13 protein-coding genes are annotated in these 15828 nt (G+C 64.5%); 2 read left to right on the top strand and 11 right to left on the bottom strand.

Going from position 1 to position 15828, the window contains the following annotated elements:
• Window positions 1–150: 150 nt before the first annotated feature.
• From CKO25_RS05065 to CKO25_RS05020, 10 genes are all read right to left on the bottom strand, one after another.
• Window positions 151–345, bottom strand: coding sequence for a hypothetical protein (locus CKO25_RS05065; RefSeq protein ID WP_200386836.1), 195 nt, complete (start codon window positions 343–345; stop codon window positions 151–153).
• Window positions 346–384: 39 nt separating this feature from the next.
• Window positions 385–567: a hypothetical protein gene (locus CKO25_RS05060; protein ID WP_200386835.1), complete on the bottom strand. Its 183-nt coding sequence runs from the start codon at window positions 565–567 to the stop codon at window positions 385–387.
• A complete protein-coding gene (locus CKO25_RS05055) occupies window positions 564–962 on the bottom strand; it encodes a type II toxin-antitoxin system VapC family toxin (protein ID WP_242467419.1) in 399 nt (132 codons plus the stop codon). The genes CKO25_RS05060 and CKO25_RS05055 overlap by 4 nt, the downstream gene beginning before the upstream one ends.
• Window positions 959–1225 carry an antitoxin gene (locus tag CKO25_RS05050; protein ID WP_200386834.1) on the bottom strand — a complete coding sequence of 89 codons (267 nt, stop codon included), beginning with the start codon at window positions 1223–1225 and terminating at the stop codon, window positions 959–961. Before CKO25_RS05050 ends, CKO25_RS05055 begins: the two co-directional genes overlap by 4 nt.
• 135 nt (window positions 1226–1360) lie before the next feature.
• The gene (locus tag CKO25_RS05045) at window positions 1361–1984 is read right to left on the bottom strand and encodes a hypothetical protein (protein WP_200386833.1); all 624 of its coding nucleotides are present in this window, start codon (window positions 1982–1984) and stop codon (window positions 1361–1363) included.
• Window positions 1985–2008: 24 nt separating this feature from the next.
• On the bottom strand, window positions 2009–4867 hold the full coding sequence (locus CKO25_RS05040) for a valine--tRNA ligase (protein WP_200386832.1): 2859 nt from the start codon (window positions 4865–4867) through the stop codon (window positions 2009–2011).
• Window positions 4868–5031: 164 nt separating this feature from the next.
• Entirely contained in the window at window positions 5032–6153 is a 1122-nt protein-coding gene (locus tag CKO25_RS05035; protein WP_200386831.1) for an ABC transporter permease, read from the bottom strand.
• A 12-nt stretch (window positions 6154–6165) separates the two neighbouring features.
• Entirely contained in the window at window positions 6166–7281 is a 1116-nt protein-coding gene (locus CKO25_RS05030) for an ABC transporter permease (RefSeq protein WP_200386830.1), read from the bottom strand.
• Window positions 7282–7291: 10 nt separating this feature from the next.
• Entirely contained in the window at window positions 7292–9127 is a 1836-nt protein-coding gene (locus CKO25_RS05025; protein WP_200386829.1) for an ATP-binding cassette domain-containing protein, read from the bottom strand.
• The gene (locus CKO25_RS05020) at window positions 9111–10151 is read right to left on the bottom strand and encodes an HlyD family secretion protein (RefSeq protein ID WP_200386828.1); all 1041 of its coding nucleotides are present in this window, start codon (window positions 10149–10151) and stop codon (window positions 9111–9113) included. The genes CKO25_RS05025 and CKO25_RS05020 overlap by 17 nt, the downstream gene beginning before the upstream one ends.
• A 575-nt stretch (window positions 10152–10726) precedes the next feature.
• Here CKO25_RS05020 and CKO25_RS05015 point away from each other — a divergent pair.
• Window positions 10727–12298, top strand: coding sequence for a P-loop NTPase family protein (locus CKO25_RS05015; protein ID WP_200386827.1), 1572 nt, complete (start codon window positions 10727–10729; stop codon window positions 12296–12298).
• Window positions 12299–12933: 635 nt separating this feature from the next.
• On the opposite strand, the gene CKO25_RS05010 is transcribed toward CKO25_RS05015, so the two are convergent.
• On the bottom strand, window positions 12934–14163 hold the full coding sequence (locus CKO25_RS05010) for a hypothetical protein (RefSeq protein ID WP_200386826.1): 1230 nt from the start codon (window positions 14161–14163) through the stop codon (window positions 12934–12936).
• A gap of 1070 nt (window positions 14164–15233) precedes the next feature.
• On the opposite strand from CKO25_RS05010, the gene CKO25_RS05005 reads away from it, so the two are divergent.
• The gene (locus CKO25_RS05005) at window positions 15234–15788 is read left to right on the top strand and encodes a hypothetical protein (RefSeq protein WP_200386825.1); all 555 of its coding nucleotides are present in this window, start codon (window positions 15234–15236) and stop codon (window positions 15786–15788) included.
• The last annotated feature ends 40 nt before the right edge of the window (window positions 15789–15828 follow it).

The raw sequence follows: 15828 nt of genomic DNA, 5'->3' as shown, positions 1-15828 counted from the left end.
GAGGGGCGTGCGCGGACGCGTTCCGGTTCTCCCGCAACAGACCGCGGGCCACCTCATCCTTGAGCTGGTCGTAGAACTCGTCGATCGGGAGCTGAGAGGCGGACCAGAGCGACTCAGCGGTCAGGGGGCCGCGCTCCTTGAGGATGTTCGTCATTCGCTGGCGTTCTTCTCCAGCAGCCCCTCGTAGAGGTCGCCCAAGCCCTCCTTGTGCACGCTGTACCAGTCGAGCTTGTCGATCTCGGCCACCAGGGTGGAGAGTGTCGCGGGCTTGCGGATGAATGAGCTGGCGTTCGCGAAGATCTCCTGCACCAGGTGAGAGCCATGGGTACCAAGATGGATCAGCATGATCTTGTAGAACTCGAGCCGGTTCGGTGCGGGCTGGGCCTACAGATCGGCCCAGCGGTAGCTTTCGGGAAGCTGATCTTCGCTGCCGGTTTCCCGGGCCATCTTGAGAAAGAGCAGATAGGTCAGCTCGGTGACGTATTGATGGTAGGTGACCCCGTCGTCCTTGAGGACGTTGCGGAGGTTCCACAACTTGGCGACGATGTCGTGGGTGACGGCGGTCATGCGTGCTCGTAGTCTTGAATGGGCAGGCCGGGGACCCGGGCGAACGCGCGGTCGGCGGTGATCAAGGTTGCCCCCTCGGCCAGGGCGTGGGCGGCGATCATAAGGTCGAGCGGGGCTAGAGGCTTACCCAAGGCGGCGAGCTCGGCGCGTAGTGGACCGTATCGACGCGCCGTCGTGGAGGTCCAAGGGCGGATGTCGATGCGGCCAAGCACGCCCTCGGCCAAGGCGGAGAATCCGGTCCTTTGCTGCCGGTGCGCGAGACCAAAGCGAATCTCCGCTTCGGTCACAACCGAGATGCAAAAAGGCTTGTTGGCAAGCCGCCGGTCTAAGACCGGGGAGCGGGCCTTCATGACTGCGGACAGTGCATTGGTGTCGAGCATCAGCAGGCCGCTCATGGCCAGTCGCGCTCCACGTCCTCGCCCTGATCCCGATCGGTCATAAATTCGTCCAGCTCCTTGCGTTCCTCTTCCGTCATGCTTGCCAGCAGACGATCGCGCTCCTCGAGCCAATCCGCGAACGACTTGTTCAGCGGGCTGAGGATCACGTCGCCGGTCTCCGGATCGCGACGAATCCGGACCTCCTCGCCCTCGAAGCGGAACTCCGCCGGCAGGCGCACGGCCTGACTGCGGCCGTTCTTGAACAGTTTCGCGGTTTGCATTGCTGACCCGGATCGGTTGGTATAGACCTTGGTCTAGTCTAGCGGCTCGGCGATATGCGCCAAGGGCGGCAATCCGCCCGGGATTCAGATCGAGGGGGCCGTCCAAGATGCGTAGGTCCTTAATCGCGCGACAACCTATCGAGCAGCCGGTCGGCCGTGATGATTGTACAGGGCGAACGGTCGGCCAGGCTCAAGAGATCCTTGTCGCCGCTCATCGCGCACCAGGGCCCGCTGCGTATCGTCTCTGACCGTCGCCAGCTCGCGTACAAGCTGGGTGACGCTGATGTTGGGGTCGACCACCATGGGCTGCATGGCCGTGATGTCTTTCAACGCCTCGTAGATCCGCACCGCATCGAAGATTTGGATGGCGGCGATCTGAAAAGGATACAGCGAAAAGCCGTATAGGAAGGGCTGGGCCTGGAGTTCGGCGTTGGCGCGCTCCTCGTCACGCTTGAGCAGAGCGATGAGTCCATCCGGGGTGTACCAACCGTCGAGCGGATGACCGAGGTTGTCGGGTCGACGCAGATCGCAAAACCAGATGCCGCTGCGGGTTGCGAGCTGGCGGAGATATGGGCGCCCGTTCGTGGAGAAGGCGAACGGCAGACGATAACCGCCCCCCGGTACTCGGCGAGCCGTTGGCTCAGGTGGTCGAGCTCGGCCCGTAGATCCTCGGATTCGTCTCTCGGCGCCTTCGGGGGAACAAAAGGCCCTGACTTGAACGCGGCGTCCTTCGAGCTTTTCGTTGTCCGGCCGATCCATCGCCTTCCGGACCGGCGTCGCGGCTCACAGCGCCGCAATCTTCTCCCGTTGCGCCTGCAGGTTGCCGATCGCCGTCGACTGCTCGGCAAGTCGGGCGCGCTCCTTCTCGACCACCGCGGCCGGGGCCTTGTCGACGAAGTTCGGGTTGGCGAGTTTCTGATCGATGCGGGCGATTTCGTCGGTCAGGCGGCCGATCTCCTTGTCGAGACGCTTGAGTTCGGCATCCTTGTCGATGAGGCCAGCCATCGGGATCAGGATCTTCATGGCGCCGACGAGTGCGATCGCGGACTCGGGCGCGCTCGCTTCGTCCGCGAGCAGGGTGACGGACTCGATGCGGGCGAGGAAATCCAGGTAGGGCCGGGCGACGGCGAGCCAGGTCTGGTCCTGCGCGGAGGCGTTGGCGATCAGCACCGGCAGCGGTTTACCGGGGGCAATGTTCATCTCGCCCTTGATCCGGCGCACCCCGAGGATGACCTGCTGGACCCACTCGATCTCGGCCACGGCCGCGGGATCATCCGCGCCCGCGGCGGCGACCGGGTAGGGTGCGAGCATGATGGTCTCGCCCTGGACGCCGGCCAGCGGCGCGACCTTCTGCCAGATCTCCTCCGTGATGAAGGGCATGATGGGGTGGGCGAGGCGCAACAGGGTCTCCAGGGTCTCGACTAGGGTGCGGCGGGTGCCGCGTCTGGCGGCCTCGCTTGCGCTCATGCCTGTCAGTACCGGCTTGGAGAGCTCCAGATACCAATCACAGAAGGCGTTCCAGGTGAAGTCATAGATCGCCTGGGCGGCGAGGTCGAAGCGGTAGCCCTCGATGGCCTCCGTGACCGTGGCGGTGGTACCGTTGAGACGGGCGCGGATCCAGCGGTCCGCCGCGGACAGCTCCAACTCGCCGCCCTGTTGGCCGCAGTCCTGATCCTCCGTGTTCATCAGCACGTAGCGCGAGGCGTTCCACAGCTTGTTGCAGAAGTTGCGATAACCCTCGATCCGACCCAGGTCGAATTTGATGTCGCGCCCGGTGGTGGCCAGCGCGGCGAAGGTGAAGCGCAGGGCATCGGTGCCGAAGCCGGGAATGCCGTCGGGAAAGTCCTTGCGGGTCTGTTTGGCGATCTTCTCGGCCAGATGCGGCTGCATCATGCCCTGGGTCCGTTTCGTGACCAGGGCTTCGAGTTCGATGCCATCGATCAGATCGATGGGGTCGAGCACATTGCCCTTGGACTTGGACATCTTGTCGCCGTGGGCGTCGCGCACCAAGCCGTGGATGTAGATGTCCCGAAAGGGGACATCACCCATGAACTTCAGCCCCATCATGATCATCCGGGCGACCCAGAAGAAGATGATGTCGAACCCGGTGACCAGCACCGAGGTTGGATAGAAGGCGTTCAGACGGTCGGTCCGCTCGGGCCAGCCGAGCGTACTGAAGGGCCAGAGTGCCGAGCTGAACCAGGTGTCGAGCACATCCGAGTCCTGACGCAGGACGACCTCGGAGCCAAAGCCGTGGCGCGTGCGCACCTCATCCTCCGAGCGGCCAACATAGACGTTGCCCTCGACATCGTACCAGGCCGGAATCCGGTGCCCCCACCAGATCTGACGGCTGATACACCAGTCCTGGATGTTGCGCATCCAGTCGTAATAGGTGTTCTTCCAGTTGTCCGGAACGAAACGGATGTGCCCGTCCTCGACCGCGGCGATCGCCGGTGCCGCCAGCGGGGTAACGCGCACGTACCACTGATCGGTCAGATAGGGCTCGATGACGGCGCCCGAGCGGTCACCGCGTGGCTGCTGAAGCCGGTGCTCCTTCACCGCGGCAAGCAGGCCGAGCGCGTCGAGATCTGCAACGATCCGTTTGCGCGCCTCGTAGCGGTCGAGCCCGACATAGACGGTGGGCAGCAGCGTGCCTTCCTCGGGCTGGTTGGCGCGGATCGCGGCATCCGGGGTGAGGATGTTGATCAGACCGCCATGCGGCTGCTCGGCGATCGCGGTTTCGTCGCGATGGCGCAGCCAGACCTGATGGTCGTTGAAGTCGTGCGCGGGGGTGATCTTCACGCAGCCGGTCCCGAACTCGGGGTCGGCGTGCTCGTCGGCAATGATGGGGATGCGCCGCCCGGTCAGCGGCAGCTCGACGAATTCACCGATCAGGTGGCGGTAGCGCTCGTCCTCCGGATTGACAGCTACCGCACAGTCGCCGAGCAGGGTTTCGGGACGCGTCGTCGAGACCACCAGATGCGCCGGCCCCGTTGCGCCGGGCGGCAGCGCCAAGGGGTAACGGATGTCCCACATGTGGCCGGACTCTTCCTCGGAGAGGACCTCCAGATCGGAGACGGCCGTGTGCAGAGCTGGATCCCAGTTGACCAGACGCTTGCCGCGATAGATCAGTCCCTCCTCGAACAGCCGCACGAAAACCTCGCGCACGGCGTTGGAGAGCCCCTCGTCCATGGTGAATCGCTCATGCTGCCAGTCGAGCGAGGAGCCGAGCCGGCGCAGTTGGCGGGTGATGTGTCCGCCGGACTCCTGCTTCCACTCCCAGACCTGCTCGATGAAGGCATCACGCCCGAGATCGTGACGGGTTTGACCGGCGGCCTCCAGCCGACGCTCGACCACCATCTGGGTCGCGATTCCGGCGTGATCCGTGCCCGGCTGCCAGAGGGTGCGATCGCCCTTCATCCGGTGATAGCGCACCATGGTGTCCATGATGGTGTTGTTGAAACCGTGCCCCATGTGCAGGCTGCCGGTCACGTTGGGTGGCGGAATCATGATGCAGTACGCCCCCTGCCTTGCGGTCGCCTCCGCGTGAGATGGCTCGGACGGCTCGAAGTAGCCCTGATCTTCCCAGCGGCGGTACCAGTTCGTTTCGAGTGCTCGGGGGTCGTAATTCTTGTCCAGCATGTCGGTCTCGCTGTCTGCAAAGCGAATTCGGGAAAGTCGACGAGTATAGCCATCTTCCCATGCCCGCGCCCGCAACCCTTGCCGCGGGCCGGACCGCGCCGCTGTCATCGCGACTCGAATGCTCTGTCCTCCGCACAACAGCCCCCATCACGATGACCATCGGTTCAGCCCATCCGATGTCGGAACAGCCAGGTCGCCGCGCCCATGCTGAATAGAGCCATCAGCGCCAGCGGCCAATACTGGGGGATCAGCATCCTGATCGTGCTGCCTTCCAGGAACACCCCGCGCACGATGATCAAGACGTAGCGCATCGGGTTCAGGTAGGTCAGCGCCTGCACCGCCTCCGGCATGTTGGCGATGGGCGTCGCGAAGCCCGACAGGATGATCGCCGGCACCAGGAAGAGGAACACCCCGAGCAGGCCCTGTTGTTGCGTCACGGCGAGCGAGGAGATCATCAGCCCGATCCCGATGGCGGCGAGCAGAAACAGGGAGAGCCCCAGTAAGAGCGCGAGCGGACTGCCGACGAAGGGCACCTGAAACCAGAGCACCGCCATCAGCACGATGAAGCCGGCCTCCAGCAGTCCAATGACAAATCCCGGGACCGCCTTACCGATTAGGATCTCGTGTGGCCGCAGCGGCGTGACCAGCAATTGATCGAAGGTGCCCATCTCACGTTCGCGCGCCACCGACAGGCCGGTGACCAGCAGCGTCACCACCAGGGTCAGGAGCGCGACGATACCCGGCACGATGAACCAGCGTGACTGCAGATTCGGATTGAACCAGGCGTGCACCACCAGCTCCGCTGGCGGACCACGCTGGCCATGTCGCGCCGCCCAGTCGCGATTGAAGCGCATCAGGATGCTGGTGACATCGTTCAACGCCAGGCTCGCGGTGTTGGAGTTGCGGCCATCGATCAGCACCTGCACCCGCGCCGGGCCGTTGCCGGCGTGCGTTGCCAGCAGATCGCGGCTGAAGTTGGCATCGAGGCGCAACACCAGCAGCACCTCGCGGTTGTCGATCAGCGGTGCGATCTGCCCCTGATGGGTCAGGCGCGCCACCTCGGTGAAGTTTGGCGAGCCGGCGAAGCGCGCCACCAGCTCGCGCGCCGCGGCACCCCCGTCCTGGTCCAGGACCGCGTAGGGGATGTGTTCCAGATCGAAGCTGGCGGCATAACCGAACACCATCAGCTGGATCACCGGTGGGCCAATCAGCACCATCCGGCTCGCCTTGTCGCGTAGGATGGCGAGGAACTCCTTGATCACCAGTGCGAAGATGCGTGCCCACATGGTCTGAAGCGCCTAGTCGAGCCGTTTGCGCGACTTGGCGCGGGTGATGCCCAGAAAGATCAGCATCATCAGCAGCAGGGCGGCGGCATTGGTCAGGATCAGCGGCCAGACATTGCCGGCCAGGAACAGCGTCTGCAGGATGGCGACATAGAAGCGCGCCGCCACCAGATGGGTGATGATCTGCACCGCTTCGGGCATGGAGCGGATATCGAAGATGAAGCCGGAGAGGATGAAGGCCGGCAGAAAGGTGACGATGATCGCGACCTGTCCGGCCACGAACTGGTTCTTGGCCAGGGTCGAGATCAACAGTCCCATGCCCAGTGCCACCAGCAGGAACAACGCCGAGCAGAGCACCAGCAGCCAGAAGCTGCCGACTAGCGGCACCTGGAACAGCCACACCGCCATCGCCACCGACAGCAGCAGTCCGCCCATGCCGAGCAAGAAATAGGGGATGAGCTTACCAAGCAGGATTTCGCCCATGGTGACGGGACTGGCCATCAGCGCCTCCATGGTGCCGCGCTCCCACTCGCGGGCAATCACCAGGGCGGTCAGCAGTGCGCCGATCAGGGTCATGATGACCGCGATCAGCCCGGGCACCAGGAAATCACGGCTGCGCACCGCTGGGTTGAACCAGATGCGCGGCTCGGCCACCACCGGCATCGCCAGTGCAAGGCCCGCGGTTTCGGCCTGGATCAACATCCAGTCCTGCCAGACGCCCTCCAGATAACCGCGGAGCAGGGTCGCGTGATTCGCATCCACCGCGTTCAGCCACACCCCAATCGGCGCGGTTCGGCCGGTCAGCAGCAGCCGGTCAAAATCGCCGCGCAGCCACAGAATCCCGCTGACCTGGCCGGCCATCAGTGCCTCACTCGCCGCGGCGGCGGTGGCGACGTACCTGGGCGCGAAGTAGGGCGAATAGTCCAGACCAGCGACGAAGCTCGCGGTTTGCGGGGTCGGTGAGTCGATGACCACGGCGATCGGCACCTCGCGTGCATCCAACGAGACGCCGTAGCCGAATAAGAGCAAGAGGATGACCGGCAGCACGAAGGCGATGGCAATCGCCGAGGGATCGCGCAGCACCTGTAGAAACTCCTTACGGATCAGACCACGGAGCCGTTGGCGGTTCATCCGCGCCCCCTCATGCCGCCTGCCGGGAATCAGACTCGTGGGTCTGGATGAGCTGGACGAAAGCGTCCTCCATGCTCGGTTCTGGGTGGTCTGGCGTCGTCGCCTGTGCCCGGATCGCCTGTGGCGAGCCGAAGGCCAGCACCTCACCGCGCGACATCAACACCAGATGGTCGCAATACTCGGCCTCGTCCATGAAGTGGGTGGTGACCATGATGGTGACGCCCGACTCGGCGAGATGATTGATCCGCCGCCAGAAGGCGCGTCGCGCCAGCGGATCGACGCCCGAGGTGGGCTCGTCCAGGAACAGGATCCGCGGCTCGTGCATCAGCGCGCAGGCCAGGGCAAGGCGTTGCTTGAAGCCGAGTGGCAGCGCGCCGGTATTGGTGCCGAGATAGTCGGTGAGCGCGAATTCCTGCTCGGCCCAGGCCAAACGCGCCTGGCGCCGTGCGCCGCGCAACCCATAGGCGGAGGCGAAGAAGTGGAGGTTCTGCTGCGTGCTCAGGTTGCCGTAGAGGGCAAATTTCTGTGCGACATAGCCGATCCGGGCGCGCGCCGTTGCGGTCGCCTGACGCACATCGACACCGGCGACGCGCAGCACGCCCGAGCTGGCCGGCAGCAGCCCGCAAAGCATGCGAAAGGTGGTGGTCTTGCCGGCCCCATTCGCTCCGAGCAGACCGAAGACCTCGCCGCGTGTCACCGAGAAGCTGATGTCCTTGACGGCCTCGAAGCTGCCGAAGGATCGGCGCAGATTCTGAACCTCGATCACCGGTTCGGATGACGAAGTCGCGGCGGGTGGCTGTGTCGATCCCGCGCGCGGCGCCGGGGCCATGCCCCCATCGACAGTTACAGCCGAGGATCGCGGCACTGGGTCTGATGCGCGCTGATCACGCGATGGCGTGGACATCGCTGGCGCTGGTTGTCCTGGCGTGGACGGTGGCGACAGCAGGCTGATGAAGGCATCCTCGAAGCGCGGCGGTTGCGGTTGCCAGTCCTCGTCTGGTGCCGGCTGTGGCGGGTTCTCCGCGAGCAGCACCCGCACGCCCTCGGCCTGCAGGGTCGCGTCACGGACCCCGGGGCGAGTCAGCAAGCTCTCCTGCAAGGCACGACGATGCATTCCGGCATGGCGTACCCGCCAGCAGTGACCGGCGAGTGGGGCCGTAAAGGCCGCCGGAGGCTGCTGCGCCAAGCACCGACCCTGATCGAGCAGGATGATGTCGTCGCAACGCTCGGCCTCGTCCAGATAGGCGGTGCTGACCAGCACGGTCGCCCCTTGCCCGTGCAGCGTCTGGATGATCGACCAGAGCTCGCGCCGCGAGATCGGGTCGACGCCCACCGTCGGTTCATCAAGCAGCAGCAGTGTCGGCGCCCGCAGCAGGGTACAGGCCAGCCCCAGCTTCTGTTTCATGCCGCCGGAGAGGTCGCCGGCGCGGCGCGCGGCGAAGGGGCTGAGCGCGGTGAGCCGCAGCAGCTCGGCGCAACGGGCCGCTCGCTCGGCATCCGGAAGTCCTTGCAGGTCGGCGTAGAGATCGAGATTTTCGCGCAGGCTCAGCTCCTCGTAGAGGCCGAAGCGCTGCGGCATGTAGCCGATTTGCTGTTGGATCAGAGACGCTTGCGTGCGGGTATCGAGCCCCAGCACCTGAACTTCGCCAGCATCCGGATGCAGCAGTGCCGCGGCCAGACGCATCAAGGTGGTCTTGCCGGCCCCATCCGGCCCCATCAGACCGGTGATCCGCCCACGCTGCACCTGCACACTGAGCTGTGTGAGCGCCTGGGTCGATCGCTTGCCCTGGCGAAACTGTTTGTCGACACCCGCCAGCACGAGCGCCAGCTCAGTCTTGGCAGACATCGCTGGCGACCGCGCGGGGCGGGTTATCGATCATGGGAACGTGTACGGTCACCGGCATCCCCAAGCGCAGCCGGCCCTCCGGGTTGCAGGCGAAGACGCGGACGCGATAGACCAATTGTGTGCGCAGTTCGGTGGTCTGGACGGATTTCGGGGTGAACTCGGCGGTCGGCGAGATGGAGCCGATCCAGCCCGGAAACGGCTGATTGGGAAAACTGTCGGAGAAGATCTCGGCGCGCATCCCGGGCTGCAGGTGGCCCAGCTCGGGCTCGGGCACATAAACGCGCGCCCAGACCGGGTCATCCAGCGCAATGGTGACAACGGGGATCTGCGGTGAGGCCATGTCCCCGACCTGCAGGATGCGGTTCTCGATCACACCTGCTTCGGGAGCCATCAGTTTCGCGTCGTTCAGTGCCTTCTCGGCGAGCGCCAGCGCCGCCTGGCTGGCCTGTACCTCGGCCGCGGCGGCGTTGATCTCCTCGACACGTGGACCCAAGCGCGCCAGCTCCAGGGCCTCTTGAGTCCGCTTGAGATTCGCCTCGGCGGTCTTCAGGATCTCGGCCACATCGTCGAGCTCTTGTGCCGAGACGAAGCCTTTCTGCGCCAGGCCCTGCTGCCGCTTCGAGACGCCCTGGGCGTTGCGCAGCGCCGCCTCGGCGGCATCGACCGCGTCTTGGGCCTGGGCAATCTCCTGCGGCCGGCTCCCGGCACGCAGCCGATCTAGGGTCGCCTGACGTGCGGCTAGGTCGGCCTGGGAAAGGGCGACTGAATGCTGGAAACGCGCCAGGTCAAGACTTGCGACCAGTTGCCCCCGGGTGACGCGGTCGCCTTCCTCGACGTGGATCTCCGTGATCCGATCGGCATCGTTGAACGCGAGCTGGACCTGACGGATGTCGATATTGCCGTAGAGGGTGAGGATGGAGCGATCTGGCTCCGAACGATTGAGGTACCAGGCCAGGCCGCCGCCAGCGGTGGAAAGTACCAGCAACAAGACAACAAGCGGAATCAGGCGTTGACGTGCGATCACGATCGAAAATCCCTGACTGATTCTCCGAAATCCATGAGGTCGCGGAGGGTGTTGTGAGCGCGATCGTCAATTCGAGAGATCGACCGCGACCTGAGTCATCCTAAGCTGATCGCAATCTGACAACTCATTCGCTTCGGGAGGCCACAGCGCCTGATGCAATCCATCTGTCGCTGCGGCAACAGCGAGGTTTCAACTGATTACTAAATAATAGGCAAGCATCCATGTCGGGTCAATGCAAGGTGGGCACCAGCAGGGTTCGCTGTGAGTACAGCCTGCCAATCCGCTTCATGGCACGTCAAATCATGGCCAGGTGGTGGGTGATGATGGGCCGCTTCGATTATGATTTCGTTGCACCTTCGAGCCGCTGAAGCTTGAGTCCCTGCTCGCCACGACCCTGCGATGGCCCGGACTCAACCCTGCAAGCGCTCCCCTTAGACGAGTCCACCAGACGTCCCGAGCGCTGCAACTGATCCGTGCCGAGAGCAGTAAGGTGAATCACACCACCGCACCAGACGGATCAGGGTCCGCATGGTGGTTAGTCGATTCCATCTGCCCCGAGTCCCGGAGACCCTGAGATGCGTTTTTTCAACACCGAAGGGCCGGTTCGACCAACGGACCACTACAGTCTGCCACCGCTCGAACGCTGGGATCTGAACGAAATCCTGACGTTCATCGAGCAGAAGAAGTATTTCCTGCTCCACGCCCCGCGCCAGACTGGCAAGACTACCTGTCTGTTGGCGCTGATGGACCATCTGAATCGCACAGGCCTTTATCGGGCCTGCTACGCCAACATCGAAGGGGCGCAGGCGGCACGCGAGGATGTCGAGCGCGGCATGGCCATCATCTGCAGTGTGCTCGCGCGTTCTGCGCAACATTATCTGCAAGACTCGCGGCTGAATAACTGGGTTCGGGCCGACGGAGCGCTGGTGCCGGCCGGCGATCGGCTCTTTCAACTGTTGGAATACTGGGCGGCTGCTGACGCACGCCCCGCGGTGCTGCTGCTCGACGAGGTCGATGCCCTGGTGGGCGACACCCTGATCTCGCTGCTGCGCCAGGTGCGCGCCGGCTACACCCAGCGTCCGAACGGCTTCCCGCAGACCCTGATCCTCTGCGGGGTGCGCGATCTGCGCGACTACCGCATCCATGGGAGCTCAGAGCGTGATCCCATCACCGGCGGCAGCGCCTTCAACATCAAGGCCAAGTCGTTGCGGCTGGATGATTTCAGTGCCGCGGAGGTGCGGACCTTACTGCTGCGGCATACCGCCGAGACCGGGCAGGTCTTCACCTCCGAGGCACTGGACCGGGTCTGGGACCTCACCCAAGGCCAGCCCTGGTTGGTCAATACCCTGGCTTACCGTGCCTGTTTTGAGTTGCCCGAGGGACGCGATCGGACCCGGCCTATCACCCTGGCGCTGATCGATCAGGCCAAGGAGGCGCTGATCCTGGAGCGCGTCACCCATCTCGATCAGCTCGCGTATAAGCTGCGGGAACCCCGAGTTCGCCATGTCATCGAGCCGATGCTCGCCGGCACCGCTTTGGGCGACGTCCCGGACGACGACATCCAGTATCTGCTCGACCTAGGCCTACTGCGCCAGGGCAACGGCGGCTTGACGATCGCCAACCCGATCTACCGCGAGGTCCTACCGCGCACTCTGGCCTTTACCCCGCAAGCCTCCCTGCCACAAATCTATCCAACTTGGCTCAACGCCGACGGTAGCCTGAATCCTACTGCTTTGCTGGAAGCCTTCCTCGCCTTCTGGCGCCAACACGGCGAGCCCCTGCTGCGCAGCGCGCCCTATCACGAGATCGCCCCGCATCTGGTCCTGATGGCCTTCCTGCATCGGGTGGTCAACGGCGGCGGGACGTTGGAGCGCGAATACGCCATCGGCATGGGGCGGATGGATCTGTGCCTACGCTATGGCGCGGTCACCCTGGGGATGGAACTCAAGGTCTGGCGCGACGGCGCACCGGACCCGCTGACCGAGGGGTTGATCCAACTGGACGGCTATCTGGCCGGTCTGGGGTTGAGCAGCGGCTGGCTGGTCATCTTCGACCGGCGCGCCGATCAACCGCCGATGGCCGAGCGCACCGCAAGCAGCACGACGGTGAGTCCACACGGGCGATCCATCGAGTTGGTGCGCGCCTGAGCCGAGGTGGATGGTCCCAACACAATCGTCCGTGTCTGTCGCAGAGATGACAGTCAACACCCTGGGAGACTGTCACAAAGCCCCCAGCCAGCACCCGCCGTTGGCGACAGGACCCGATCGGAACAGCGATATCAAAGGCTGGCTCGGTCTTTGCTGCGTGTGACCTAATTGCTGTCCGCGGTCGTTGTCTACGGAGATCTGCCGATCAAGATCCCCGCGTCCCATGCCGGCCCCCCGGTCGACATCAACGACCAACGCTGCACGACGGCACCTGCGTTGCGCCTAGGCCGCCCCGGATGGGCTGGAGCAGGTTGTTGCCGGCGACGATCACGACCGCCTGGACCTGAACGCCAGCGGCGTCAGACCAGCCGAGCGGCAGGGCGCACTGCCGGCCTACCTATCTGCATCCACCGCACCGACCCAAGCCCCACCCATCAGCAACCAACCAGAGCCGCACTTGAGCGAAGCAACGCTTGCGTATTTCGGAGAAAGGGGCCGCCCAGGTCTAGAAGGAAGGTGGCCACGGGTTCTAAAGTCACCATCCCCCGGCTTTGCCGGGGGATGGTGACTCATGACCCACTCCTGCTCCTGCATCCCCAACCGGAAAAAAACCGCGCAGTCTGAGGCTGCACAACCTAAAAGCACACTCCGGGATGGTTCAAAAGAAGTGGCCGTTTGTGGGCCAGTTTAGGTGGCCAGTAACACCTAGGATCGCGGACTCGCGGCCGGCCGAGGAAGTCCGCCACCCTCACAGTGCCTCCATCCTTGAACCGTAGCCTGTCGATGTGGTGGAGCGTATGAAAAGAGTCCGAACCGGAGAGTGAGAAGGACGCCCCGTCCTCGCTCTGCCACACGAGCATGTAGTCGCCGAGCCATCCCGGCAACTCTACCGTGTCTACGGCCTGGCTGCTGCCCCAGACGGTGTTCGTGCCGAGTCCCGGCCGGAACAGGTCGCCGCCGCCTCCGCCGTACATCAGGTCGTCGCGCACACCGTCGGCGTCGCCGGTCAGGATGTCGCGGCCCAGGCTCCCCCAGATCGGCATTCCCGGCACCTGAGCCGCGAGCGAGCCGCGCCTGCTCCAGCCGACCTGATGGTAGGTGTTATCCGCGCTGTCGCGGATGACGAGGTAGTGGAAGCGCGCGTTGGGGTCGTCACTTACCGCGGGCCGGAGCACAAGGTCGCGGCCCAGTCGCCGGATGGACTTTCTCCAGCCGGGCGGCAGGACCGCTCGATCGAACGCCGCACGCACGTCGGCCGCATCGCGCTCGCCTGACGCGTGCATGATGTACTCGTTGCCCCATGCGTCCGTGACGAAATAGCGGTCCAACGCGACCGAACCCCGGCCAGGTGCGGCGCCGCCGGCATACGCCCAGAACTTCATGTTCTGACCCTTGTAGTTGACGGTCACCTTGACCACGCCGGGCGGCGGCGTGACCTCGAAGTTGCCGGCAAAATACGTGTTGATACTGGATGGAGGGTCATACGCCGCCGGATCGTAAGGCCATAGAGCATTGATGGCCTCGGACATAGCCGCCCAGGTGTAGCCGTCCGGAGTCGTGATATAGGACGTGACACCGATGGGCGCGCCCGGAGAAGCCAGGAATGCCGATTCGTTGAACTGCAGGTTGCGCGTGGTGTTCTTGAGAAACGGCAGGCTCAATTCGTACGACGGCCAGACATCGTCCGGGACCGGATTGTCACCGGCGCTCTTATACGTCTGGACGGGTAAGTCGGGGCGACCTGACAGCACCGAGGAGATATTGATGATCTCGCGGGCTTCTTCCAGGACGCGCCATTCCGCGGCTACAGGGCCGCTTGCAGCCAGTAGGGCGCCGGCGAGCAGGCAAAGAGCAGGTGCACGCATGATTCTGTCTCTCTGATTGATTTGCTGTTATCGGGTTACCAGCATCACGCCGGCGGCCGGGCGGAGGCCCCGAGACCGGAGGATGACTCAGCGTCAAGAGCATGCCCAGATCGCGCGCAGGTTCCCGTGACGCCCTCCGACCTGGCCGGCTATCCTGCTGCGCTTTCCCTGAGCGACACACCAAACCACTTCCCATGAAAATCGAACAGAACCGGGTTGTCCGCTTCCATGACACCGAGACCGTGCAAGTCTTCGCTCGCGCGATCGGGCGGCGCGTCCTCGCGTACCAGCGCACCGCAGCATGAGCAGGGCGTGATGGGACGGGTCTAAGCTTGGGGTAGCGAAAACACTCAGCAAGACTCCGGATCGACTCATGGAAGCGCTTGAGCACCCCGGGGAGCACGCCGAAACGCACGACGAGACCATCTCCCCGTCTGCGCCCGCGTTGCGTTGCGCCCGGCACAGGGCGATGAGGCCCGCGACGCCGAAGAGACTCAGCAGTCGTCGGAAGTTGTAACAGTGAACCAAGAAGGCCATTCCCCCGCGCACCTTCTCGCAGCCGCGCACCAGGAAGTGATCCCAGCCCAGCCAGCGCTCCACGCCCCGCGCCAGACAGGCAAGACCACCAGCCGAGGTGACGCGTGGTTGGCCCAGGCATGAACCGCTCCGCCATGCCTGCCCAGTGGTTTCCACCATGATCTCGTTACGGATGACTTCGATTCGTTCACGCGTCCAAGATGGTCCCAACACAATCGTGCGTGTCTGTCGCAGAGATGACAGTCAACACCCTGGGAGGCTGTCACAAAGCCCCCAGCTAGCCCCCGCCGTTGGCGATAGGACCCGATCGGAACAGCGATATCAAAGGCTGGCTCGGGCTTTGCTGCGTGTGACCTATTGCTGTCCGCGGTCGTGGTCTACGGAGATCTGTCGATGAAGATCCCCGCGTCCCATGCCGGCCCCCAGGTCGACATCAACGACCAACGCTGCACGGCGGCACCTGCCCGCGGGAGGGCGTGATGACGAAGAGCGTCGCGGCACCCGGCCCGACGAGAACCTGAACGGAGCGACCCATGGATCTGCACGACTTTACCGGCGAAGCGATGTACTTCGACCACCCACTGCCTGCTTCGGCCGCCGCCCTAATCGCCGCTGCCGCTGCCGCCTACGGCAGCGAGGCCGATACCGATACCGCCGAGCTGGCGCTTTTGCGGGCCTATCTGCAGGCGCCAGATCATCTTAGCGTGCTGGTCGCCTTATATCGCTTCTACTACTATCGCCAGCGCTACGAGGACGCCCTGTTGGTGGCCGATCGGGCCATCGTTGCGGCGGCGGCGGAACTTGGGCTGAGCTCGGACTGGCGTGCGCTCGGGCCGGCCGAACTCGGTGCGGCGGCGGTGCGCTCCATGACCCTGACCCGGTTTCTGCTGCTGGCCCAGAAGGGCGCCGGCTTTCTGCTGTTGCGTCTGGGCCGCCCCGCGGCCGCCCTGGAGCGGTTGGAGCAGGCTGCCGCCTGCGACGATCACGACCGCCTGGGCCTGCGCGACCTGCTCGCCTGGGCACGCACCGCCAGTGCCCGTGAGCAGGCCGCCGAACTGGGTGAGAAGGTGCACTTCATCCGGCCCTGAGCGCGCCTCCCGAACCCAGCCGGTGTCAAGCTCGACCGCC

Source organism: Thiocapsa imhoffii, assembly GCF_016583985.1.
Taxonomy (GTDB): Bacteria; Pseudomonadota; Gammaproteobacteria; order Chromatiales; family Chromatiaceae; genus Thiocapsa; species Thiocapsa imhoffii.
Note: the sequence above shows the minus strand (reverse complement) of the source record. Positions and strands in the feature narration are given on the sequence as shown.